Origin of the sequence: Herpetosiphon sp., from assembly GCF_003512625.1 — a bacterium.
Taxonomy (GTDB): domain Bacteria; phylum Chloroflexota; class Chloroflexia; order Chloroflexales; family Herpetosiphonaceae; genus Herpetosiphon; species Herpetosiphon aurantiacus.
The window spans coordinates 47033-69840 of the sequence record NZ_DOPT01000021.1 but is presented as its reverse complement, the minus strand read 5'-3'; the positions used below and the strand labels follow the sequence as shown (position 1 = coordinate 69840).

At 51.3% G+C, this 22808-nt stretch carries 21 protein-coding genes and 1 tRNA gene; 10 read left to right on the top strand and 12 right to left on the bottom strand.

The window, feature by feature from the left end; genetic code table 11:
- Positions 1 to 12: 12 nt before the first annotated feature.
- Positions 13 to 88: transfer RNA gene (locus DEF47_RS04905), tRNA-Thr, on the bottom strand.
- A 395-nt stretch (positions 89 to 483) separates the two neighbouring features.
- Between DEF47_RS04905 and DEF47_RS04900 the strand changes: the two genes are divergently transcribed.
- Positions 484 to 1164 (top strand): deoxynucleoside kinase, encoded by a 681-nt coding sequence (locus DEF47_RS04900; protein ID WP_012192413.1) that lies wholly within the window; start codon positions 484 to 486, stop codon positions 1162 to 1164.
- A gap of 40 nt (positions 1165 to 1204) precedes the next feature.
- On the opposite strand, the gene DEF47_RS04895 is transcribed toward DEF47_RS04900, so the two are convergent.
- The 5 genes from DEF47_RS04895 to DEF47_RS04875 form a co-directional block, all read right to left on the bottom strand.
- Positions 1205 to 2299, bottom strand: coding sequence for a sensor histidine kinase (locus DEF47_RS04895; RefSeq protein WP_012192412.1), 1095 nt, complete (start codon positions 2297 to 2299; stop codon positions 1205 to 1207).
- 97 nt (positions 2300 to 2396) lie between these two features.
- The gene (locus DEF47_RS04890) at positions 2397 to 2771 is read right to left on the bottom strand and encodes a hypothetical protein (RefSeq protein WP_012192411.1); all 375 of its coding nucleotides are present in this window, start codon (positions 2769 to 2771) and stop codon (positions 2397 to 2399) included.
- A 52-nt stretch (positions 2772 to 2823) separates the two neighbouring features.
- A complete protein-coding gene (locus DEF47_RS04885) occupies positions 2824 to 5244 on the bottom strand; it encodes an endonuclease MutS2 (protein WP_012192410.1) in 2421 nt (806 codons plus the stop codon).
- A 41-nt stretch (positions 5245 to 5285) separates the two neighbouring features.
- Entirely contained in the window at positions 5286 to 5843 is a 558-nt protein-coding gene (locus tag DEF47_RS04880) for a CvpA family protein (RefSeq protein WP_012192409.1), read from the bottom strand.
- A gap of 138 nt (positions 5844 to 5981) precedes the next feature.
- Positions 5982 to 6530 (bottom strand): RNA 2'-phosphotransferase, encoded by a 549-nt coding sequence (locus DEF47_RS04875; protein ID WP_012192408.1) that lies wholly within the window; start codon positions 6528 to 6530, stop codon positions 5982 to 5984.
- Positions 6531 to 6756: 226 nt separating this feature from the next.
- On the opposite strand from DEF47_RS04875, the gene DEF47_RS04870 reads away from it, so the two are divergent.
- The 5 genes from DEF47_RS04870 (at position 6757) to DEF47_RS04850 (ending at position 12299) form a co-directional block, all read left to right on the top strand.
- The gene (locus DEF47_RS04870) at positions 6757 to 7653 is read left to right on the top strand and encodes a hypothetical protein (RefSeq protein ID WP_012192407.1); all 897 of its coding nucleotides are present in this window, start codon (positions 6757 to 6759) and stop codon (positions 7651 to 7653) included.
- Positions 7654 to 8952: a fumarylacetoacetase gene (gene fahA / locus DEF47_RS04865; protein ID WP_012192406.1), complete on the top strand. Its 1299-nt coding sequence runs from the start codon at positions 7654 to 7656 to the stop codon at positions 8950 to 8952. It abuts the gene before it with no gap.
- Between the two features lie 72 nt (positions 8953 to 9024).
- A complete protein-coding gene (locus DEF47_RS04860) occupies positions 9025 to 9804 on the top strand; it encodes a class I SAM-dependent methyltransferase (RefSeq protein WP_012192405.1) in 780 nt (259 codons plus the stop codon).
- Between the two features lie 516 nt (positions 9805 to 10320).
- Positions 10321 to 11403 carry a M42 family metallopeptidase gene (locus DEF47_RS04855; protein WP_012192404.1) on the top strand — a complete coding sequence of 361 codons (1083 nt, stop codon included), beginning with the start codon at positions 10321 to 10323 and terminating at the stop codon, positions 11401 to 11403.
- A 74-nt stretch (positions 11404 to 11477) separates the two neighbouring features.
- On the top strand, positions 11478 to 12299 hold the full coding sequence (locus DEF47_RS04850; RefSeq protein ID WP_012192403.1) for a DUF92 domain-containing protein: 822 nt from the start codon (positions 11478 to 11480) through the stop codon (positions 12297 to 12299).
- Here the strand turns inward: DEF47_RS04850 and DEF47_RS04845 are convergent.
- Together DEF47_RS04845 and DEF47_RS04840 are read right to left on the bottom strand one after the other, a co-directional pair.
- Positions 12296 to 12940, bottom strand: a complete 645-nt coding sequence (locus DEF47_RS04845; protein WP_012192402.1) for a hypothetical protein — start codon at positions 12938 to 12940, stop codon at positions 12296 to 12298. The genes DEF47_RS04850 and DEF47_RS04845 overlap by 4 nt on opposite strands.
- Before the next feature lie 11 nt (positions 12941 to 12951).
- The gene (locus DEF47_RS04840; protein ID WP_012192401.1) at positions 12952 to 13686 is read right to left on the bottom strand and encodes an LIM, zinc-binding protein; all 735 of its coding nucleotides are present in this window, start codon (positions 13684 to 13686) and stop codon (positions 12952 to 12954) included.
- 155 nt (positions 13687 to 13841) lie between these two features.
- On the opposite strand from DEF47_RS04840, the gene DEF47_RS04835 reads away from it, so the two are divergent.
- The 3 genes from DEF47_RS04835 (at position 13842) to DEF47_RS04825 (ending at position 17462) form a co-directional block, all read left to right on the top strand.
- Positions 13842 to 14477: an HAD family hydrolase gene (locus tag DEF47_RS04835; RefSeq protein WP_012192400.1), complete on the top strand. Its 636-nt coding sequence runs from the start codon at positions 13842 to 13844 to the stop codon at positions 14475 to 14477.
- A gap of 2 nt (positions 14478 to 14479) precedes the next feature.
- Positions 14480 to 15661 carry a glycosyltransferase gene (locus DEF47_RS04830; RefSeq protein WP_012192399.1) on the top strand — a complete coding sequence of 394 codons (1182 nt, stop codon included), beginning with the start codon at positions 14480 to 14482 and terminating at the stop codon, positions 15659 to 15661.
- Positions 15662 to 15788: 127 nt separating this feature from the next.
- Positions 15789 to 17462, top strand: coding sequence for a hypothetical protein (locus DEF47_RS04825; protein ID WP_041304978.1), 1674 nt, complete (start codon positions 15789 to 15791; stop codon positions 17460 to 17462).
- A 51-nt stretch (positions 17463 to 17513) separates the two neighbouring features.
- On the opposite strand, the gene DEF47_RS04820 is transcribed toward DEF47_RS04825, so the two are convergent.
- Positions 17514 to 18623, bottom strand: coding sequence for an MraY family glycosyltransferase (locus DEF47_RS04820; protein ID WP_012192397.1), 1110 nt, complete (start codon positions 18621 to 18623; stop codon positions 17514 to 17516).
- Between the two features lie 45 nt (positions 18624 to 18668).
- Positions 18669 to 19700, bottom strand: coding sequence for a ThiF family adenylyltransferase (locus tag DEF47_RS04815; RefSeq protein WP_012192396.1), 1032 nt, complete (start codon positions 19698 to 19700; stop codon positions 18669 to 18671).
- Positions 19701 to 19940: 240 nt separating this feature from the next.
- On the opposite strand from DEF47_RS04815, the gene DEF47_RS04810 reads away from it, so the two are divergent.
- Positions 19941 to 20666, top strand: coding sequence for a sensor histidine kinase (locus DEF47_RS04810; protein ID WP_012192395.1), 726 nt, complete (start codon positions 19941 to 19943; stop codon positions 20664 to 20666).
- A gap of 36 nt (positions 20667 to 20702) precedes the next feature.
- On the opposite strand, the gene DEF47_RS04805 is transcribed toward DEF47_RS04810, so the two are convergent.
- Entirely contained in the window at positions 20703 to 21512 is an 810-nt protein-coding gene (locus DEF47_RS04805) for an alpha/beta hydrolase (protein WP_012192394.1), read from the bottom strand.
- A gap of 12 nt (positions 21513 to 21524) precedes the next feature.
- A complete protein-coding gene (locus DEF47_RS04800; protein WP_012192393.1) occupies positions 21525 to 22469 on the bottom strand; it encodes a hypothetical protein in 945 nt (314 codons plus the stop codon).
- Positions 22470 to 22808 lie beyond the last annotated feature (339 nt).

Below are 22808 nucleotides of genomic sequence, written 5' to 3'. Positions count from 1 at the left end.
CGAGTGATTGAATGGAGCCGATGACGAGACTTGAACTCGTGACCTACTATTTACGAAACAGTTGCTCTGCCAACTGAGCTACATCGGCTGATGTGCGCTGAAAATTATAGCAGTGCCCATCAGCCTTGTCAAATGTCATTCGCGGGATCAGTGGCTGGGGGTCAGGGGCCAGCAAGGAGCACGAAGCTTATTTTTGATCCACGAAGGACACGAAGTCACACAAAGGTTTCATATCCCATAATTCAGTAGCAATTTTCCTGACTCCTGATAGCTAGACCCTGACCCCTAGCCCTGAGCCTCTTTTTAGCTACAAATTGTGCGAATTCCATCAATTGATAGCCCACAGCCAATAGCCAATAGCCATATTCCTTATGTTCTATGTTCTTTGCTCTATGTTCTTTTGCCTTCTGCCTTTTGATTTTTGACTTTATAATGGATTGGTTGCAGAACAACGATTCGCCTGGTAACAAGGATTGAAGCACAATGGGACATACATTTTTCGGCCAGCACTTATATTTGAGTGTGGCGGGCAATATTGGGGTGGGCAAAAGCACCCTCGTCGAAACTTTAGCCGCCGCCTTTGGCTGGCAGCCCTACTACGAATTTGTGGCCGATCATCCCTATCTCGATGATTTTTATGCCGATAAACATCGCTGGGGCTTTCATTCGCAAATGTGGTTTTTGGCCCAGCGCTTCGAGCAACAACGCGAAATTGCCGATACGCCGATCTCATTAATTCAAGATCGCTCGATTTATGAAGATTATGAGGTGTTTGCCAAGGGTTTGTTGGAGCAGGGGATTATGAGCCATCGCGATTTTCGCACCTATCGCAAACTCTACCAAGCGCTGATTCAATCGACTACCCCGCCAACCTTGATGGTCTATCTGCGCGGCTCGGTTCCCACGTTATTGGAGCGCATCAAAAAACGCGCTCGGCCAAGCGAGATGAATATTAGTGCCGATTATTTGAGCCATCTGAACAATCGGTATGATGAATGGCTCCGCCGTTTCGAGTTATGTCCAGTGCTTACAATCGAAACTGACGATCTGGATGTGGTCAATCGCGACGACCATCGCCAGCAAGTGATTGAAATCATCGGTCAGGCGGTGGGCCGACGCAGCAATTTTCAATATCGCTTGCCACTCAATGGCGATAAAGCCTAGCTTATGTAGCCCAAGTCTCAACGGAAACTTGGGCTTAATCTTAGCCCTCAACCCGCACGGTGATGGTTGTACCCGCTTGAGGTTGCGATTGAACTTCAAACGTCCCATGATGGATTTCGGCTTGAGTTGCCAGCGCCGCCAAACTGGAATAATGCTGATCGTCGCGCAGTAAATTCGGATCAAACCCAACGCCATCATCACGAATTTGCAACACAACTGTCGCTTCATCGCCATATAACTCAACATCCAAATGCTGGGCTTGGGCATGGTCGCGCACATTGCTCAGCAATTCTTGGGCGGCTCGCCAAACATAGGCTGTTGCTCGGGGCGAGAGCACTGGCAAATGGCCATCGCAGATGTAGTTGATGCTTAAATTGCCCTCGGTTTTCAGGGTACGCAACTCGGCAGCCAAAGCCTCGGGCAAGGTACGTTGGGCCAAAGGCAGGCCACCAACATCGCGCAAGGTTCGGTGGAGTTGCTGACGCAGTTGTTCGATTGCCGAAGTTTCGGGGTTTTCACGTAGGTTTTGCAATTGCTGAATCGTTTGTTGATAGCTTTTGGTTAGCTCATTCACCCGCGATTCGCTCAAATGATAGGCTTCGCTATGCAATAACTCGCGGCGGGTGCGCGACTCGTTGTGGGCGGCGGCCCACGTGCCCAAGGCTGCCGTAACTGCCTGAAAAATAAACACTGGCAAGGCCTCGCGCCAAGCTAAGCGGCCAAACAGCACTGCTGCATCGGCAATCAACATTGCCACCAAGGCCAACGCCCCGCCGCTATAACTCCACCAACGCCCCGCCGCCACCAACAATGGAATATAAGCCAAAGCCCATAAGCTGCCACGTTCTAAGGCATTGGCGGGGGTTAGCCACAGCAGCGCAGTGACATGCACCAAATCAGTTAATAACAAACTGGGAATATACAACCAGCCCAGCCAGCGCCGAGCCTGCGGCAATAACAAGAGGCCAACCACAATGCCGCTACCAATAATTAATGGGGAAACAGGCCGCTCGCCAAGCCAATAGAGCAATAACGCACCGCCAACCGAAAGCCCTAATTGCAAGCCGAAGTATGCCCGTAACCCGCGCATTACCCGCCGATGGCGCTGCCTTAACCACGCTGCCGAATGAATCATGCCTTGTTGGCTCCTAAGCTTTGGCTAAACCTCAGATTCAGCTACCTTGCAGAGATCATACCAAAAAAGCCTTGATTTTGGGCATATTTTAAGCAGATTAGGTCGAAATCATGCGCCATTGTTGCCAAAGCAAGAGGCCAACCACCAAGCCCATTTGGCGCAGCCACGGCCAAACCGCTGCCGAAATTGATGTAATCTGCACAAATACGACAGTGCCAACCAAGCCCAAAGCAATACTTAGCACTATCAGCAGCCCATCGATCACCAAACGTCGCCGCTGAAAACTCAGCGTGCGCAGCCAAGCCAGCAAGCCCGTATAGCCAGCCAACAATCCGCCAACCCACAGCAAATCAATTTGGGCTAACTGCTGCTGAGTTGCCCAAACGCTCCAACCAGCATTCAGCCCGCTCAGCCAGAGTAATGGTTGATTGATGCTTTGATAACTATCTTGATCGTGCGGCACAACATACATAATCGATCTCTAAAATAGCAACAGGGCTGAGCAAACTCAACCCTGTGCTGACTCAACGAGCAACCATTTTGGCGATTGTTACGCCATCGCCGCCATCACCTTGGCTACCGCTATTGTACGATTCGACCAAGGGATGGCGTTTGAGCAATGTTCGTACAACTTGGCGCAGCGCCCCTGTACCCTTGCCATGAACCAAACGCACTTCTGAAAGATTGGCGAGGTACGCATCGTTGAGATAATGATCGAGCTGACTTTCCACATCCGAGGCTCGCCAACCACGCATATCAAGCTGCATCGAAACATTCGGCGGTGGAGGAGTATTGATCATGCGCTGAACAGGTACATATTTTTGTACCGCTTGGGTTGGACTAGTGCCCGCTTTTTCCAGCCGCAACTCGCGTAAATCAACCCGCAAGCGGAAGCCACCCAATTGAACCTCGGCCTCGTTGGCTTCTTCATCCAAATCGAGCACCACGCCCGAAAGCTTCACGCTGCTCACAAACACCTGATCGCCAACTTGAATTGTGCGAGGAAGTGGGGCAAGCGCAACTTTGGGTACAACTGGAACTTTGGCTTTGGGGGGAGTTGGAGTTTGGGGAACCCGTTCGGCAACTCGGCTGAGGCGTTGTTCGGCTTGTTCCATCCATTGGCGGCTAACCGAAACTGAGCGAAATTCATCACGTAGGCGGCGCAATTCAGCTCGTACTTCACGCAATTCATCATCAAGTTGGCGTTGGTAACTGGCTAATTGCTGTTCGCGATCCTGTTCAAACTCATACAATTCGCGGCTCAGCCGATCGCGCACCAATTCGGCATCTTCGCGCAATTCCAAGGCGCGGGCAGCCTCACTTTCGGCGGTTGTGCGTTCGCGATGAATCGCGGCCAGCAAATCTTCAACTTGGACGTTATCGCGGCTAATCGTTGCCCGAGCACGTTCGATTAAGTCGCGTTTAAGCCCCAAGCGTTCAGCAATTGCCAAAGCATTCGAGCGGCCTGGCAAGCCGATTGAAAGTCGATAGGTTGGCGATAAGGTTTCAACATCAAACTCAACCGAGGCATTTTCAACCCCATCAGTGCTGTAGGCAAAAGCCTTGAGTTCAGCATAGTGGCTGGTTGCCATCGCCAAACATCCCACATTCAACAAGCGTTCGATAATTGCTCGCGCCAAAGCAGCACCCTCGACTGGATCAGTACCAGCGCCCAATTCATCAAACAACACCAACGAATCGGGGGTTACCCGATCCAAGATTTGGATAATGTTGGTCATGTGGGAGGAGAAGGTCGAGAGGCTTTGTTCGATACTTTGTTCATCGCCGATATCAGCAAAAATTTTACCAAAAATAGGTAAGCGCGAGCCTTGATGGGCCGGAATATGCAGACCCGCCTGGGCCATTAATGCCATCAAACCAACGGTTTTGAGCGCCACCGTTTTACCACCAGTATTCGGGCCAGTGATAATAATCATCTGCGTTGGGCCGCCCAGCCAGACATCGGTTGGCACAACCAGATCTTGGTTGAGCAAGGGATGGCGGGCTTTGAGCAATGACAAAGTTGATTCGGGGTGCAAATCATCGGCAGGAACTGGCGTATTGATCGCAGGTTGGCTAGCACGCAAGCTAATGCTATATTTGGCTTTGGCAAAGGCTAAATCTAATTCAGCGGTAGCCTCAACCCCAACAATAATTGGCATACCTTCGTTGGCAATTTTGCCCGAGAGCGCCGCCAAAATGCGCTGGATTTCTTCGCGTTCGGCCAATTGCAGCTCGCGCCACTGGTTATTTAACTCAACCGTAGCCAATGGCTCGATATACAGGGTTGCGCCCGACGATGATTGATCGTGGACAATCCCGCGCAAGGCCCGTCGTTGTGGGGCTTTGACTGGCACGACATAGCGGCCATCGCGCACCGTGATAATTGGCTCTTGCAGCACATCGGCATATTGCGACGAATTGATAATTGCTTGCAAACGCTCTTGCAACCGATTAAACGCCACCCGAATGGCGCTACGTAAGCGGCCCAATTCAGCCGAAGCACTATCTAATACCTCGCCATCAGGGCCGATTGTGCGTTCAATTTCATGTTCCAGCGTGGCCAAATTTGGCAGTTGCTCGGCTAAAGGGTGTAATGGCACAAAATCGGGATGATTGCGCAAAACTTGGCCACGCAACCGCCGCATCGCCCCCAAGGTAGCGGCAATTTCTTGTACCCGACTCGCCTCAAGAATCCCACCACGACGAGCATGTTCCACCGCAGGGCGAACATCACGAGCACCGCCAATTGAGACATCGGCAAACGATTCAATTAAAGCACGGGCGGCACTAGTACGAATTTGCGCCTGCAGAATCCACTGCCCATCGGTTGATGGATGGAGTTGCGCAACCAACTCACGGCTTGCGCTAAACGCAGCATGACGTGCAAGCTGATCACGAACTTTATCGAACTCAAGGGTTTGGAGTACAACTTCTGATATCATCACGAAACTTCTTCTATTGCAAGTGCGCCAGCACCGCCCGATTACCGTTGAATACTACGGAATAATGCATCAGCACTTTCAGGCATAATTGGGCGAATTGGCCCATAAATCAGCGGCAAGATAATATCTAAAAATACATTCTTAAGCGCCGATGCCCGTGTACTAGCCTGTAAAAACCGCATTGCCGGATAATCAAGCACTGCTGGAGCAGTTGTCGAAAATAAATAGCGCAACATCATTGCAAAAATACTGGCAATCATCGCCCCAAGAATTAACCCTAGGAATGTGCCAATCACCTTATCGATATATTGAAGTTGACCACCAACTTTGAGATAACGAAAGGTATAGCTTGCAACCCAAAGCAAAGCAAAAAACAACACGAACAATAAGGTCAAAAATGATAACATTTCCAAAACTTGGAACGGTGTCGTCGAATTTTTGCTGATCGCCAAGGCTAATGGCCGATAGTAGAGCGACGAAAGCACGATTGTTAGGTAGAACACGAGAATGGAAATTCCAACCTTCAGCATGCCTTGAAAAAAGCCATAGAACAACCCTAACACAACGAAAAGCAGCAACAGAATGTCTACAAATGGCATGAGCAAGTACCTCATCTACCCACGCAGAGCCAAAACATCGCGGAAAATCCGTGGATGTTCTTGGATCATGGGTGGCCAAAGCGCGATGGGCGTATTATAGCATAGCCCGATCTGCCGACTCCGAATGACCCAACCTATTTAGCGTTCAAGCGCCAGATAGGCAGGATCAATTGCAGTAGTTAGCCAAACGCCGTTGTCGCTGCAAAAAAAGGCTTGCCCTGCTTGAAATAGTTCGTCAGCTTGGACGATTAAAATCACTGCTTGACCGTGACGTGCGCCGACTTGCAGCGCTGTCGCCCGATCACGCGAGAGGTGGACATGCTGGCGTTGCATAGGCCGCAGCCCATCACGCAGAATTATCGCTAGATTGTGCTTGGCGGTTCCGTGATACAGGATTATTGGCGGTTGCTGGGCCACGAGGCCTAAATCGACCGTCACGCTATGGCCTTGATGGGCACGAATTTTTTGGCCAGTTGGGTCGAAGCCAAAGCGTTGTTTATTGTTCTGTTCAACAACTTCGTGCAACTCGGCTAGGCTAATCGCAACATTATTGGCCGCACAGGCCGCTAAAAGTTGCTCAACCCCAACCCACCCACCTGGTTCAAGCGTTAATCCCAAGCGCTCTGGTTGATGGCGTAGATGTTTGCTCAGATATTTGCTAACCCGAATTAATCGACGTTCATCCATGGCGTGGTTGGCTCCTTTGGGCCTTGAGATTAAGCGCTGCTTGCATTCCGTTGCTAGCTTTATTTGACCATAACTTAAGTGATTTGACATCAGTCTCTGGATTTAGACTGACGCTCGGTTTTGCGATGGAATTAATCTCAGCTATTTGCCCCAAGTGCTCACTTCACGTACACTTGCAGTATCATCGGCTATCGTATGTCCCACAATGACGTGGAGGATTTTGGATATGTCACCGATTTGGGAACCATTGCTCGCTGGCTTGATCGATTATGCTGGGCTGTTTCCCCCAGCTGCTCTAGCCATGGATCAAGCAACCAGCCAATATGCCAACTATCGTGCGAGCAACCAACACGGCTATTTAGCCCGTTTTATTTTGCCCTATAGCCGCATTGCCGAATGGCAAGCCAGCCTTGGCAAGCAACCAAGCCAACCTTGGATAATTAGCCTCTTAGCCACTGATCCAGCCCAACTTGCTGAAATTCCCACGCTTAATCAGCGCTATCAGGGTTGGTTTGTAATTGATACGGTTGAAATCAAGGCCGAGAGTCTCGAACAAATCGCCGCGATTCATGCAGTCATACCTGAACAAGTTACGGTTTTCGTTGAAATTCCCCACGATCATGATCCAAGCCTTTTAATTGCGGCCTTGCGCAGTACTGGGCTTCGCGCCAAACTTCGCACTGGCGGAATTATTGCCGCAGCCTTTCCTGAGCCAGAGCAGATTGTGCGCTTTCTGCATGCCTGCATCAGCAATGGGGTCGCCTACAAAGCGACTGCTGGTTTACACCACCCCTTGCGTGGCCAATATCGCCTGACCTATGCAACGGATAGTGCTGAGGGCTGGATGTATGGCTACCTCAATCTGATTTTAGCCAGCGCCTTGTTGCAAGCAAATGCCGCCCATCAAGAAGTGCTAGCAGCTTTATTGGAGCATGATCCCATTGCAATCAAGTTGACTGAGCAAAAAATGCGCTGGCGTAACTGGCAATTTGAACATGATGATGTGCTGGCCGTGCGCCACAGCGGCTTGATCGCCTTTGGTTCATGTTCATTCGAGGAGCCAATCAACGAATTTGCCAGCTTTATCGAGCAGCCAGCCTTGGCCTATGGAGCAACCAATTAAATGTTAAACGAAACCCATGATCCAGCTTTGCGCAGTTGGGTAGCCAGCGCCAACCTTGCTGGAGCCGATTTTCCGATTCAAAATTTACCGTTTGGGGTGTTTCGTCGCCAAGCAAGCCACGAGCAATGGCGCATCGGCGTGGCTATCGGTGCTGAAATTCTTGATTTAAGCAAAGCTGCTGAGTATTTGGGCGAGCTTGATCAAGCCAGTTTGGCAGCATGTCGGGCTGAAAACCTGAATCAATTAATGAGCTTAACGCCTGCGGTTTGGAGCACTATTCGCCTACAACTCAGCCGAATGTTGCGTGAAGGTTCAAGCTTACAGGCCGAATTAACTCCACTATTGCTAGCTCAAGCCGAGGCCGAAATGGCATTGCCTGCGGCAATTGGCGATTACACCGATTTCTATGCCTCGATTTTTCATGCGACCAATATTGGCTCGATGTTTCGCCCCGACAATCCACTTTTGCCCAATTATAAATATGTGCCGATTGGCTACCACGGGCGAGCTTCATCGATTCGAGTCAGTGGCGCAAGCATCAAACGCCCGCATGGTCAAACCAAAGCACCCGATGCTGAAGTGCCAACGTTTGGGCCATGTCGCTTGCTTGATTACGAATTAGAATTAGGGTTTTGGGTCGGCCAAGGTAACGAGTTAGGTCAGCCAGTCAGCATTGAACAGGCCGAACATCATGTCTTTGGGGTTTGCTTGCTCAACGATTGGTCGGCACGCGACATTCAAGCCTGGGAATATCAGCCGCTTGGGCCATTTTTGGCTAAAAATTTCATCAGCAGCATCTCGCCATGGGTCGTTACCCTCGAAGCCCTTGCACCTTATCGCTGCCCAGCCTTCGAGCGACCCGCCGATGATCCTGCGCCACTCGCCTACTTGGATAGCCCAGCCAATCGCAGTGCTGGTGGCCTTGATTTAACTCTTGAAGTTAGCCTGCAAACTGCCAGCATGCGCCAAGCGGGTCAAGCCGCCGAGGTGCTTAGCCTTGGTAATTTTAGCGATATGTATTGGACATTCGCCCAAATGCTGACCCATCACACCAGCAACGGCTGTAATCTTGAACCTGGCGATTTATTGGGCAGTGGCACGATTTCAGGCCCAAGCAAAAACTCACGCGGCTGTTTGATGGAGCTAACTTGGCGTGGGCAAGAGCCAATTCAGCTCAGCAATGGCGAACAACGCCGCTTCTTGCAAGCTGGCGATGAGGTGATTATTCGCGGGTGGTGTGGCGCAAGCGATGGCCTGAAAATTGGGCTGGGCGAGTGTCGCGGCGTTATATTGGATTAAGCAGCCTAAAGAACGAGGCTATGGGTTCGCTCATAGCCCTAGCACCATTCGTTGTCGAGTACAATAGCAGCCATGTACAATGATTATGCAACAATTTATCGTCAAGCTGGCCAGAGTTGGCTCAGCTTGCACATGCTCAATTGGCTTTTGCCATGGCTTGAGCAGCAGGCTTGGCATGGTAGCTCGGTACTTGATCTTGGCTGTGGCACAGGCGACGCAGCTGTGGCTTTGGCCCTACAAGGCTATCAAGTCACAGCGATCGATCGCTCAGAAGCGATGTTGGCCCAAGCTCAATTGCATGGCGAATTGCAACACGCCATAGTCAATTGGCAACAGGCCGATTTAATCACATGGCAGGCGGGCGCAGGCTACGATTTAATCATCAGCCTATTTGATACATTGAATTACGTACTTGAGCCAACCCAACTCGGCGCTTTGTTTCAGCAAATTGCCCGCTCGCTCAACCCACAAGGCTGGTTGGTGTTCGATCTGAATACGCCGTTGTTGTATGCTACATGGCCGGAGCGCAACCACGTAATCGTTGATCGCGACGATCTTTATATCTACAATGTGCTCGATTTTGATGATGAGGCGCAGATTGGCATCGGAAGGATTGTCTGGTTTCAGCGCCAAGCTGAGGCCTGGCAACGTGGCAGCGAAACCCATTTGCAGGCAGCCTATAGCGATCAGCAGATTGTTGAATTATTGGCGGATGCTGGTTTAAGCGTGGTTGCTCGCTTGGATCGTAATGGTGAGCAGGCTGATTTAGTGCAAGCAACGCGGGTGGTATATTTGGTGCAAGTAAGTGATGTGCATAACCACAGCGCTGCAATACCCCCGATTCTGGATTAGCCGCCATCTATCTCCGCAGTTGCGGGCGATCCCTAGGCGATTGGGTGTCACCCAACGTTCCGGTTTCGCTGCGATGTGAACGAACGCCGTGATTCAAACGAGTTGCCTCTCTCACAAGTTTAGCCCGTCCCACACACCTTGCCCTTCAAGGGTCAGCGCAGTCACCTAGCCATGCTCATTGCTGAGGCATGCTGGTGGTCTCTTACACCACCGTTTCAGCCCTTACCACCAGCCAAATGGCCGATGGCGGGAATATTTGCTGTTGTCGGCTTGCGTCACGAGCCAGTTACCCAAACTCGCGCCCCTGTTTACGGTTTCACAGGGTAACTTGTCCACCACAAGGGTGGTCGGAAGGGTCGGGAAGTTGCCTCTAGCTTGCGCCAGCGACGGCTACATTGCTACGATTATGCACAGTCGTTGATCATAATCGGCTTTTGAGCACTTGTCAATTGTGGTTATGCGCAAATTAGCATAGAATGCTGCTAGCAACCGCTTAACTGCAAAGGAAGCATCACCGTGGATGAACGTTTAGCACTTATGAAGGCTTTGACCGATGCATCGGGCGTACCAGGCAACGAAGGGCCAGTTCGCGCTGTTATGGCCGAGGCCTTAGCTCCCTATGGCGAACTCATTAATGATCAGCTTGGCAGTGTCGCTGCTCGTAAAGCTGGCCCCGAAGGCAGCCCCACAATTTTATTGGCGGGCCACCTCGATGAAGTGGGCTTTATGGTAACGCGGATCACCGACGATGGTTTTATTAAATTCCAAGCACTTGGTGGCTGGTGGGAATTGGTGATGTTGGCACAACGAGTGCAAATTGAAACCCGTAATGGGCCAATCGCTGGCCTTATTGGCTCAAAGCCGCCGCATGTGCTCTCGCCCGAAGCACGCAAAAAATTGGTCGAAAAGAAAGATATGTTTATTGATATTGGGGCGAGTTCAGCCGCTGAGGCCCGTGAATGGGGCGTGCGTCCAGGCGATTCAATTCTGCCAGTGTGCCCGTTTACCCCCTTACACAACCCCAAAATCGTCATGGCCAAGGCTTGGGATAATCGCTTTGGTTGTGCGGCAGCGGTTGAAGTGTTGCATGAGTTGGCCAATGAAAGCTTGCCTAACACGGTCGTGGCCGGTGCAACTGTGCAAGAAGAAGTTGGCTTGCGTGGCGCAGCAACCCTTGCCAATGTGGTTAAGCCTGATATCGCGTTTGCGATCGATGTGTGTATTGCAGGCGATACTCCAGGCATTAGTAAAGATGAAGCTCAAGCCAAAATGGGCGCTGGCCCAGTCTTGTTATTGATGGATAGCAGCGTTATTCCAAACCCGCGGCTGCGCGACTTGGTGGTTGATACCGCCGAAGAGTTGGGCATTCCCTATCAATTTGATACGATGCCTGGTGGTGGTACCGATGCAGGTCGCTTTCATCTAAATAATGCTGGGGTTCCATCGTTGGCGCTGGGTGTGGCAACCCGCTACATCCATACTCACGCTTCGTTGTTGCATCGCGACGATTTTGATCAGGTGGTGACCTTGCTGGCCGCCGTGGTACGCAAGCTCGATCAAGCCACTGTCGATTACATCAAAACTGGGCAATCGGCCTAAATTTTTAATCCCTCACCCCAACCCCTCGTCCGCCGTAGTGGGCGAGGGGCTATTCTATTCTGAGGTATAGCGGCATGCTGCTACGCTTATTAGCAGGATTTGGCTTGAGTTTGCTGGTTGGTGGGCTGGGCTACTGGCGACGCTCGTTAAGCCTGAGCGGTTGGCTCGGTGCAGTCTTGATCGGCACCTTGACGGTGGGCTGTGGCAGTTGGGCTTGGGGCTGGCTGATTATTTTGTTCTTCGCTAGCTCAAGTTTGCTTTCCAAAGTGGGCAAGCGTCGCAAAGCAGCCGTGGCGCTCGATAAATTCAGCAAAGATGATCGACGCGATTTATGGCAGGCCATGGCCAACGGCGGTATTCCCTTAATAACGGCCTTGGGCTATGCTTGGCAACCACATTTCGCTTGGTGGGCCTTGGCCCTCGGTGCAACCGCCACTGCCACTGCCGATACTTGGGCCACCGAAATTGGCACCCTGAGCAAAGGTCGCCCATTTATGCTCACAACCTTTAAGCAAGTTGAACGCGGACGCTCAGGAGCGATTTCGGGCTTAGGCATGGCCGCTACCAGCCTTGGAGCCTTGCTGATTGGCCTAAGTGCTTGGGGTTTGACTAGTTTAGGGCTTGGTAATGGTCAAGAACCACAGGTGTGGTTTGTGGTTGCCGCAACAATTGGTGGGATTGCTGGCTCTTTGGCCGATAGCTTGCTCGGCGCGACGGTGCAGCAAATGCGCTGGTGCGATCACTGCGCCAGCGAAACCGAGCGGACAATCCATAAATGTGGCAACCAAACCCGCCATTATCGCGGCCTAGCTTGGCTCAACAACGATTGGGTTAATTTGATTAGCACTGGAGCGGGAGCCTTGGTTGCATTATTAATTGCGGTTTTAGCCAATTAAAAATAATTACTGGTATACCACAGTGAATACTTGATATGGCGAAACTCACGGCTGGGATAAATCACCATTGGGTCATCAGCATCGATCTGCACTGGAATCGTATTGCCAATCGCAATTCGCGCAAACTGCAACTCTTCAACCATCCACGCGCTTTGCGCTTGATAACTTGAGCCATCGGGTCGTTGCACATCGAGGGTCAAAATTACTTCAACATCGCGGCGAAAACCATTACTTGAAATATGCCGACCCTTTTCAGTATCAAGAACTTGCGCCGTGCCAGCGAGCGAGCGAGCAAATTGGGCCTGATTTTGAATATCAACGACAGCCTTCGATGGTTTTGGTTGCTTTGGTTGTTGCCCACCGAGCGTAGTTTGTTTCGGCTTAACCAACAATAACGCTAGATAAAACAACGGGGTATAGACCAAAGCCCCACTTGCTAGCAGCAAAAATGGGTTAATCAGGCTTTGCGTTCCATTTTTCTCACAATAAAATTTGCTTTTACGCGTGATCGATGCTGGTGGAATGATTGTACCGCCGTTGCAAACCAAGGGAGTGGTTAATTTGGCGGCGCTTGGCAAAAAGGTAAAAAAGCCCGTTGTTGAAAGCATAAAGGCCAAAAAAGCTGCAACCAGTAAGCGCATCGTTCCCCCAACTATTCTAAGGTGCGCATTGCTGCCAAAACACCGCGAATGCCAATTTGTTCTTCAAGCTTGAGGCATTGCTCCAAACCTTTGCGATAAGGGTGTTCAGCGTTGCGTAATCTTTCAGCGGCCTTGGTTGCGCCCAAAAATAGCAAATGTTGGTAGGCAACCCACTCGGCAAAGCCCTCGACCCAATCGTAATCAGTTAATAATGGACAATGTTCGCCCTGCCAAACATGGGCAAATTCGTGGGCCACTACCAAGCGAAAACGCCAACGTGGCAAGCCATACAACGCATAAACTACCCGCATTCGGCCTTGGCGCAAATAGAGTCCAAGCATCTGTTGGCCTTCGGTGGCAATCGCGCCTTGGCGAGCTAAATCTTGAATCGTAGGCTGATCGACGAGCCGAAAGCTGGCCCCAACTTGGACTTGCAAGCCAGGGTGTTGGGCAAGCGAAGCGACGGTCGATGCATATAAGGCTTGGGCTTCCTGGGGATCATAAATTGCGCTGCGATGGCAACCGCCACATTGCACCCGCCCATCGTGCAGCGTCCAGCCATCGTCGCCAACTGGCGCGGCACAGCTAGAACAGCGTGGGCGTTGCTCGATACAGGTTTCGCAATAGCGCTCTGGGCGGTCGGGTAAAAAATAATATGCGCCCAACAAGCGTTGCCCACACAAGGCACAATGGCTTTTATCAAGTAATTGTTGGCTGCGAATTGGCGGAATCAAACGGCTTGTCATCGATTTTCAACTCTCATCTAGATTGCCCCGATAGATCGGCTTGGTATCTGCTACAATTATCCCACGTTGTTGAGCCTGTAACTTAGACGCACAAAGCTTGATTTAGTTTTGGCCTATTTAACTAGTCGCCTAATGTCTAGATCTGAGGTAGAACCATGACCCAAGCCATCCTATTCGATTGGGGCGGCGTTTTCAACCCGCAACATGAGTCACTTGACGGCTATCGTAGTATTGCTCAGCGCTATGGACATTCGGCAGAATCGTTGTATGCCTTGTTGTATAACGGCGATGAGTGGCGACAAGCTCGCATCGGCGAACTAACCAGCCAAGCCTATTGGTCGAGTATGCAGCAAAAATTGGGCGTTACTGGCGAGCTAGCCAACTTTATGGGCGAGCTTTTCGCTGGCGAACAACTCAATCAACAGATGATACGGATTGCTCAGGTGTTGCATCGACGCTATCGCACAGGTTTGCTCTCGAATGCCCTCGATGATCTGGAGACGATTTTGGAGCGCTGGCAGGTTGCCAATTTATTCGATGTGGTGATCAATTCGGCCCGCGTTGGCGTGGCCAAGCCCAATCCCCATGCCTTTGAATTGGCGGTTGCCGCCTTGGGCGTGCAAATTCGCGACATTATTTTTATTGATGATAAATTGCGTAACGTGCTAGCAGCGCGGGCTTTCGGACTACCGACCGTGCATTTCACCACCACCACAGCGCTGATCGACGAACTAGGAACTTTGGGTGTACTCAAACCCCATGAACGGGCCATGCTGCGCGAGGAGCTTTGATCATGCGGATTGTTGCGCTGGCACCGTTTGGCTTGCGCCCCAAAGCCACATTAAGCCGTCGGGCCTTGCCGATGCTCCAAGCTGCCGCCACGCGTGGTGATGATGTGCATGTGCTGGCTCCAAGCGATCTGTACCCCGCTGATGCTGGCTCAACCAGCGTGATCAAGCAGATTACGGTTGAGCATGGCCCAGCTTTTGGTCAAGGCAGTGCGGCGATGCTGCGCTCGGTGAGTTGGATGCTCAAGCGCTGTTTGGCGCTTCAGCCCGATCTGGTTCACCTGTTTAAACCCAAAGGCTATGGTGGCATGGCCTTGCCCTTGATTCGTCGCTTACGCCCTAAATTACCCATTTTTGTGGATACCGATGATTGGGAAGGCACTGGCGGCTGGAATGATCGGCTCGATTATCCGCGCCATATCAAAATGATGATCGATTGGCAAGAACGTAATCTACCTAAATTGGCCGATTGCGTCACGGTGGCCTCGCAAACCTTGGCCAACCAAGTGATTTTGTTTGGCTTGCCGACCAACAAGCTGCTTTATCTACCGAATGGAGTTGATTTGCCGCGTCGCCAATTGCCTGAGCGCAGCCTCGCCCGTGCCCAACTTGGCCTCACCCAAGACCCAATTATTTTGCTCTACAGTCGTTTTTGGGAATTTCCGGTGAGCGATGTTGTGGCGATGATGGTTGGCGTGTTGGCCCAGATTCCTACGGCGAAGCTCTTGGTGATTGGGGCTGGCGAGCATGGCGAGGAGCAGCAATTAACACTGTTGGCTCAGCGGGCAGGCATCAACCAGGCGCTGGATAACCGTGGTTGGAGCGAGCAAAGTACGATCGATGCGGCGCTAGCTGCTGCCGATATAGCGCTCTATCCAATGGACGATACCCTGCTAAATCGCGCCAAGTGTTCGGCCAAACTAACCGAACAAATGCAAGCTGGCCTACCGATTGTGGCCGCAGCGGTTGGCCAGGTAGCCGAATATCTCGACCAAACCAGCGCTGTGTTGGTTGAACCAAGCAATAGTGGAGCTTTGGCACAGGCCGTGATTCAGCTCTTGCAGCAGCCACAACAACGCCAAAGTTTAGGGCGAGTTGCTCAGGCTCGCATCGAAAAACTCTTTAATTGGCCTGCGCAAAGCCAAACCCTACTCCAACGCTACGATGCCTGCTACAAGGCACAATAACTCAAACGCATGTAAATTGGCAAGATTTGTCATATCAAGGTCGTCTTCATGACGTATCGTTAACCTACCGGACTTTTCGTCGTACTCTTGGAGGTAGTGTATGTGGTTTATCCGAAGAGTGTGTTTCGTGTTGGTCTTTTTAGGTCTGGTTGCCAGTGCGTGGCTTAAGCCGGCACCAATTGCTGCCCAAGCCCCATTGACAGGGGATCAAACAGCCCCCTTGTTGAACCCAGTGAGCGAGGGCACTCAACAAGATTTCGAGGCTGGCCTCAATACCGCAAATGGTGCTGTGCTCTATCAAACGGCATCATATCCTGGGGTAAGTTTTCACCGACGTAATTCAACGGTAGGCTACGCCTACTACGGCGGTGGTTGTACCTATCTTACGGCGCTGAGCAGTGGGAACGAGGATAACAACGCCCTTAGCACCCGCCTCGACATTCCCGACGGTGCGGTCATTCTAGGGGTTGAATTTCAATATCGCGATACCGACGCAGTTAATAATTCACGCTTATATCTCTATCGTTTTGATGGTGCTGGTGGCGTTGCTACAGTCGCATTATTAAATAGTAGTGGTAATGGTGGCTATGGCTCAAGCTATACTGCAACCAATCTCAATACCCTCTACGATGCCTTTAGCTATTCCTACTCGTTGGTTTGGTACAGCGGCAGCGTTGGCATCAACCATGCACTTTGTGGTGCACGGGTAAAATATGCTTATAATCCGCCGGTTGCCCGACCATTCACGATGCCTCCTGCCAACCAACCAGATGCCTTACAAGGTGGTAGCAGCGGCTATAGTTTTACTGCCGCTAGCGATTTTGTAGCCTTTGAAGAGTCTGCTGCCTATAGTTATTCTAGTGCCGGTTGTATGATTCATACTGGTGGAGCCAACCTTGCAGCTGAGGTTGATTTGGCTGATGGCACGCAATTGGCTGGCTATCGGGCATATTATTACAATACTGCCAGCGGCGCAGCGATGAATGCAAATCTGGTATGGATCGATGGCTCATCAACAAATACCGTTCTAATTGCATCTACCACAGCTAGTAGCGGTTTTGCGAATGAGTATTTTGTGCCACCTTCGGCCCAGATTATTGATGAGTTCAGTAAAGGCTATCTGATGTATATTCGGCCTGGAACGTCAACGACGACCAGAATGTGTGGTATTCGTACATTCTATACGACTCCGGTCCAAGCCAAGCAATTGCCAGTTTATATCAACCCGGTTAGCTCAGTCATTGCAGATCACGATGCCAGTGGCGTGCTATTAACCGAACAGCAGCCTGAATCAGCCCCGATCCAGAGCCTAGATCTAGGGACGGTTGAAGAACTAGCAAGCCCGCTGATTACCAATGAATACCAATTTGTCACAGCTCGTTCATTTATGCCACGCGATAATGTCTATCTTGTGAACAGCGCCCCAGCTGGGTGTATTTCGTTTGGCTCTGATGCTGAGGTAGACTATACCTTCCAATTGCCACCAAACAGTGGGCTACGAGGAATTCGCTTCTACTATCGTAATATTGCTGGCAATTTGGGCAATGCGCGTTATTGGGCCTTCGATGGACGTGGCTGGTATAATCCAATTTTCACCTATGCGATTCCAACCTCAACGAACTATGCTTCGCAGTTGGTAAGCTATACTGGTTCGCACTACGATCTTTCCAATGGCAGTGTGGCCCATTCACTGAATTTCTCGATCCTTAGCCCGAGCAATACGGTTGAGTTTTGTGGTGCTCGGATTTGGTACACCACCGGCCTGCGTTCGCTCTACATTCCAGTTGCTTTCAAAAATTAACCCTCATTCCTACAAAATCAAAGGCCGTAGCCAAACGCTACGGCCTTTTGGTTAATGTGAATTTTGGGTTTGGGGTTGTTTGCGGGCCAAATAGAAAAGCAGCCCAATCATCAAGCCTGTCAAAATCGCCAAAGCTCCCAATTTCCACCAGCTATCGGGTAATAACAAGCCCAAGCTACCAAATAAGCTGCTGACTGTGTAGTAAAACGCCACAACTTGGCGCTGCGAGAGGCCTAAATCAAGCAAACGATGGTGCAAATGGCCGCGATCTGAGACGCTAGCCCCTGCTCCGCGCACTCGCCGCCAGATGATCATCCACACGCCATCGAGCAAGGGTACGCCCAACACCAACAAGGCTGTGGCAAGCTTGGCTCCACCGATGATCGAGCAAATCGCCAAAGTATAGCCAATTACCATCGCGCCACCATCGCCCATAAAAATTTTGGCCGGGTGGAAATTATGCGGTAAGAAGCCCAAGCAGGCTCCAGCCAAAGCCAAGGGCACAAGTACCAAGGAATATTGGCCCAGCGAGTAGGTATGAATCGCGAGCACAATCGCCGCAATAAACGTCACGCCCGCCGCCAAACCATCTAAGCCATCGATCCAGTTGAGCGCATTGGTCATACCTACAATCCAAAAAATTGTGAAGCCGATTGCCAAGGGCGGCCATATTTCATGAAAATTCACTTGCATAAACGGCGTGTTAAAGGCCGTTGCAATAATCCCTCGCGCCCCCACATCAATCCCATTAACCGCTGGATGCAGTGTCCATTCCCATAAATAGGGACCAACCGCAATCAATGCCGCTAGGATTTGAATGATCAAGCGGAAACGAGCCGAAAGTTTTTTGAGATCGTCGATGGTCATCACGACCCACATCAGGGTTGCACCCGCAGCCAGCAAGCCCAAGCGAAAGCTTTCAATCGGGAAGCGCTGCATTTGCGGCACACCCCAAGGCACGACGACTGCCGCCGCCAACGCCGCCATAAAGCCGGCAAATATGGCCGCCCCGCCCAGTCGTGGAGTCGGAATCTGATGCACACGCCGCGCCTCAGGCAGATCATACCAACCCTTGCGAATACACCAAGCCCGAATTAAGGGAGTCAAAATAAAAGTGATGCTGGTGCCAATGGCTAAAACCAGCGCAAATCGCAGAATCATAACTGCTCCAGCATAGACGTTCAACCTTGAACATGAAATTATCGATTAATGGTTAATCCAGCGATTGTAAAATCCGCGTGCCAGCGCTGGATCATCGGTGCCGCTGATAATCACGCGGCCATCAGGAAACACGGTGGCCTGCAAGGTTTCAGCCGCAAAGCGTAGCAGATAGTCGGTTTGAATCACTCGCAGATCGGCTTGCTGCAAATGGGCTGCCAATTGGGCTAAGGCCATGGTGATTGGCTGTTGTGGCCGAATTTGGATGGCGTTGCGGCCACATAAACTCAGGGTTGGCGCACTATCTTGCTCCAGCAAATCGAATTGGCGCAAGCCACAAACTGGGCAATCGGGGCGCGGCGTTGGCAGCGGCAGCTGCTCAAATTGCCAAGCCCACAGATCGAGCATATATAAATCGGGGTTGGCTTGGCCTTGCCCACTGAGCAATTTAAGTGCTTCAGTTGCCGCCAAATTGCCAATAACACCCACGACTGGCCCAATCACGCCAGCGGTTTCACACGTTGGCATGCTGCCTGGCTCCGGCGAAGTCGTAAAAACACAGCGCCAACAGGCTTGCTTGGGCCGAAAATTTGCGGTCATGCCATGGCCACCCAACACGCCACTATAAATCCATGGCTTGCCTTCACGCACACACCATTGATTGATCAGCAAGCGGGTTTCGAGGCTATCGCTGCCATCCATAATTAAATCGACCCCAGCTAGTGCTTGATCAATCGTGCCAGCATGTAAATCGAGCACCAACGCCTCAATGTCGCAAGCACTGTTGATGCGCTGGGCATGGGCTTTGGCAGCCACAACTTTGGGCACTAACTGAGCAGCATCAGCCTCGGTATACAAACTTTGGCGCGGCAAATTATGCTCCTCAACCCAATCGCGGTCGATTAGCCGCAAATAGCCTACGCCCGCTCGTAGCAAGGCATGGGCGATGGTGCTACCGGTTGCACCCAAGCCAACAATCGCCACTCGTGCTTGGGCTAAGCGCTGCTGCCCGGCTTGGCCTAGCCCAGCAAACCGCGTTTGACGACTATAGCGTGCTGATGGTATCCCACTACTGGGCATAAAACCCCCTATTTGCATTGTGGCTCATTGTACCGCGCAGGTGAGACAGTATCAACTTGACAGAGATTGATACCGCCTCGTAAAATCGTATTTAATTGTTGGTTATTTGTAGCATGGCCTCTTGATTCAGTCGCTTACTCAGCCCTCACTGTGTAAGTTATTTTTGCTATGATGCCCAGCTACGCTTAGCATTATTTTGACGTGTTAGATGGGAAACACGGCGCACCCAAGGAGTTACCGATGAGCCGCGCCAGCAGCTTTGAACGAGCCACACTCGACCCGTTTTACCACGAGCTTCGCACCTCGCTGACCTTGATCCAAACCTGTACCGATTTGTTGATGCATGCCGACCAAATTGGGCAGGCCGATTTACGCAATTTTTTACAAATTATCCGGCGTGGTGGCACTCGGATTGATCGGCTTGTGCGGGATTATATTTTGTTGGCCAAGGGTGAGTATGGGGTTTTGAGCGAAGAGAAAGTCGCTCAACCAACCTCAGTTTTGCCCCCACTCAATTTAGCCTTGCTTGAGGTTCGCGCCGAAAGTAATGATCGTGGGGTCGAGATTGTTAGCGATCTGCCCGAAACGATGCCTTTGGTATTGGCCAACCCCGACCATTTACGCCTGATTATCGAGCGTTTGTTGAGCGTAGCGTTGCGGTTTGTGCGCAATTCAGGCGATGCAGTTGTGGTGCAAACCCGTACCATGCCCGATAGCGTGGCGGTGGTCTTTACGGTCGAAGGTGTGCCCCTGACCGACGAGGATTTACCACGAATTTTCGATCGCTTCTTCGTGCCGCAAAATTTGCCACTCTCCCGCGAGCAACATGGCTTGGGCTTAGATTTGCCAGTCGTCAAATCGTTGGTTGAGCTGTATGGCGGCAAGGTGGCGATCGAGCGGTTGGCCAAGGGCAATGTGTTTGCCTTTACGATTCCTCGGGCCGAGCCAGAAACCAGCCGTAGCTAAAATAATTCAGCGCAGTCGTGATGACTGCGCTGTTTTTTAGGCCTGCAATACCCGATCAAAAAACGCCAAAATCGTTTGGTTAATCTGTTGAAGATAGGGGCTATTAGCGCCAAAATTGTGCTCAGCCTCAGGCAAAAGCAGCAATTCTACCTCGGCATTGGCCGCTTGCAAAGCTTGTTGCAACATTAGGCTTTGGCCGACAGGCACGGTTTGGTCTTGCTCGCCGTGAATCAGCAAGAACGGCGGGGCTGGCTGATCAAGATAGTTCAATGGGTTTGCCTGTTGTACCAACTCAGGGCGTGTGGGCAAAGCGCCGCCAACCAATAACGATTCAGGCGAATCTGGCTCGTCGTGCCAATCGCCAAGCTGGCTCAAATCGCTGGGCGCGGCCACGGCGACCACTGCTTGCACATGGCTTGGTTGTTCAGGGCTGCCGTTGTTGCCCGCTAAGCTCGATTCAGTTCCTGTAACACCCAATAAACTTGCCAAATGACCGCCCGCATCGTGGCCCCAAACTCCGATGCGCTGTGGATCGATGCCCAAGCGTTGAGCATTCGCGCGAAGCCAACGCACAGCGGCCTTGGCATCGTGCAGTTGCGCCGGAAAAATCGCCTGATCGCTGCGGCGATAATTGATGCTGGCAACGATGTAGCGACCTGTTTGCACCAAAAATGGATCACTACTCAGAGCTTTATCGCCGCGCCGCCACATCCCGCCATGGATATAAAGCACCACTGGCAAGGGTTGGCTTGGCAATGGCTCGGGTCGATACAAATCGAGAAATAGCCAATAGTCGTCGGCCTTGCCATAGGGCAAATCGGTTAAACATTCAACATCATTCGCCATTGAATCCTCGGTTTATTTGGCAATTGGCTGGCGCACAATGCCTGGGACAAAATCGGGTGGCGTGTAAATCAAGGCCATCGCGCCAGGGATATAGCGCTCAAAGGTTGGCAGAACATTTGCCAATTGACCATTGTTGCTGATATGGCCAGGGCTGACCAGCCCTTGATTATGCCAGGCTACAAAGGTCATCCAATTAACTGTGACCCAATCGTGTTCGGCACGATAGCTGGCAACCTCAAAATTGGCGGCTAAATATTCGACTGCTAAGAATGGATCGCTAATTTCGGCAGCAACTTCGGTTTCGCTTGGTTGCCAATCGCTGTAGCGCTGCATACGTTCTTGCAAACTGCTACCAAAAATGACAATTGGAATTGGGCGGTTGGTTGGCTCGTTGAGTGAATTGACATACGGCATTTCGCCATTCAATAAACTCAATCCAACCGAAGGCCGCAAATTGGCGGGCCACACGCTAAAATTGCCCAAACCTAGCGAGTTGGCAACTCCTTGGGCCTCTTGATAGACCGGAGTTACTGCTCGCCCAAAACTACCCCGCGTCGCCAAAGCACTGTTGTATTCAAAATAGAGTTGAGCCGCAATCAATACGGCAAATTGATCATCTGTAAGTTTGGTAATGGCTTGGCGATTATGGCGTTTGGCGCTGGCAATAATGCTTGAGCGCAAGCGCAGCATGGTCAAATTAAAGCTTGGGTCGAAATAGGCCTCGGGCACATCGGTTGGGTAAGGCCGACCAGCGGCGTAAAACAGCGCCGTAGCACTAGGCCAACCGATAATCGCGGGTGCATTGGGTACATAGAAGCTATGAGTTTGCGGTGGCGCATATTGGTCGAACACCATGGGTGCTGCCGCTACAATCACTTGCCTTCGCTGTAAGCCATGAACTCCCAAAACTGCTACTAAAAGCAGGCAAAAAAATAATCGCACCTTGCGACGCGACATACAGGCTCCTTTGCTTCGTCTACACACAGCCGCAGATTATTCAAATCGTTATGCTGCGCTGCTAGTGGCAGCATAGCATATGGCCTCGATTTTGGGAATACACCAAAGGGTTTATTTTGAGTAGGGTTTAACCGCTTTGGCGAGCAAGTTCTAGGCCAAAAGATCTAGTGTATAGACGTTGGTATGCAGCAAAACGTTGCATCGCTCGCGATACCCTCGGCCCAAGCCTTGCACCCGCGTGAAGCAAAAGTCGCAGAATCGCAACCAAAGCTGCGACTTTTTTGCGACTTTTTTAGCCAAGCTCACTGCTATACTCATTGTGAGCGAAGAACTTTGACA

Coding starts and splice junctions, on each gene's coding strand:
- DEF47_RS04900 (WP_012192413.1), top strand. CDS start 484: ATGGGACATACATTTTTCGGCCAGCACTTATATTTGAGTGTGGCGGGC.
- DEF47_RS04895 (WP_012192412.1), bottom strand. CDS start 2,299: ATGATTCATTCGGCAGCGTGGTTAAGGCAGCGCCATCGGCGGGTAATG.
- DEF47_RS04890 (WP_012192411.1), bottom strand. CDS start 2,771: ATGTATGTTGTGCCGCACGATCAAGATAGTTATCAAAGCATCAATCAA.
- DEF47_RS04885 (WP_012192410.1), bottom strand. CDS start 5,244: ATGATATCAGAAGTTGTACTCCAAACCCTTGAGTTCGATAAAGTTCGT.
- DEF47_RS04880 (WP_012192409.1), bottom strand. CDS start 5,843: ATGCCATTTGTAGACATTCTGTTGCTGCTTTTCGTTGTGTTAGGGTTG.
- DEF47_RS04875 (WP_012192408.1), bottom strand. CDS start 6,530: ATGGATGAACGTCGATTAATTCGGGTTAGCAAATATCTGAGCAAACAT.
- DEF47_RS04870 (WP_012192407.1), top strand. CDS start 6,757: ATGTCACCGATTTGGGAACCATTGCTCGCTGGCTTGATCGATTATGCT.
- fahA (WP_012192406.1), top strand. CDS start 7,654: ATGTTAAACGAAACCCATGATCCAGCTTTGCGCAGTTGGGTAGCCAGC.
- DEF47_RS04860 (WP_012192405.1), top strand. CDS start 9,025: ATGTACAATGATTATGCAACAATTTATCGTCAAGCTGGCCAGAGTTGG.
- DEF47_RS04850 (WP_012192403.1), top strand. CDS start 11,478: ATGCTGCTACGCTTATTAGCAGGATTTGGCTTGAGTTTGCTGGTTGGT.
- DEF47_RS04845 (WP_012192402.1), bottom strand. CDS start 12,940: ATGCGCTTACTGGTTGCAGCTTTTTTGGCCTTTATGCTTTCAACAACG.
- DEF47_RS04840 (WP_012192401.1), bottom strand. CDS start 13,686: ATGACAAGCCGTTTGATTCCGCCAATTCGCAGCCAACAATTACTTGAT.
- DEF47_RS04835 (WP_012192400.1), top strand. CDS start 13,842: ATGACCCAAGCCATCCTATTCGATTGGGGCGGCGTTTTCAACCCGCAA.
- DEF47_RS04830 (WP_012192399.1), top strand. CDS start 14,480: ATGCGGATTGTTGCGCTGGCACCGTTTGGCTTGCGCCCCAAAGCCACA.
- DEF47_RS04820 (WP_012192397.1), bottom strand. CDS start 18,623: ATGATTCTGCGATTTGCGCTGGTTTTAGCCATTGGCACCAGCATCACT.
- DEF47_RS04815 (WP_012192396.1), bottom strand. CDS start 19,700: ATGCCCAGTAGTGGGATACCATCAGCACGCTATAGTCGTCAAACGCGG.
- DEF47_RS04810 (WP_012192395.1), top strand. CDS start 19,941: ATGAGCCGCGCCAGCAGCTTTGAACGAGCCACACTCGACCCGTTTTAC.
- DEF47_RS04805 (WP_012192394.1), bottom strand. CDS start 21,512: ATGGCGAATGATGTTGAATGTTTAACCGATTTGCCCTATGGCAAGGCC.
- DEF47_RS04800 (WP_012192393.1), bottom strand. CDS start 22,469: ATGTCGCGTCGCAAGGTGCGATTATTTTTTTGCCTGCTTTTAGTAGCA.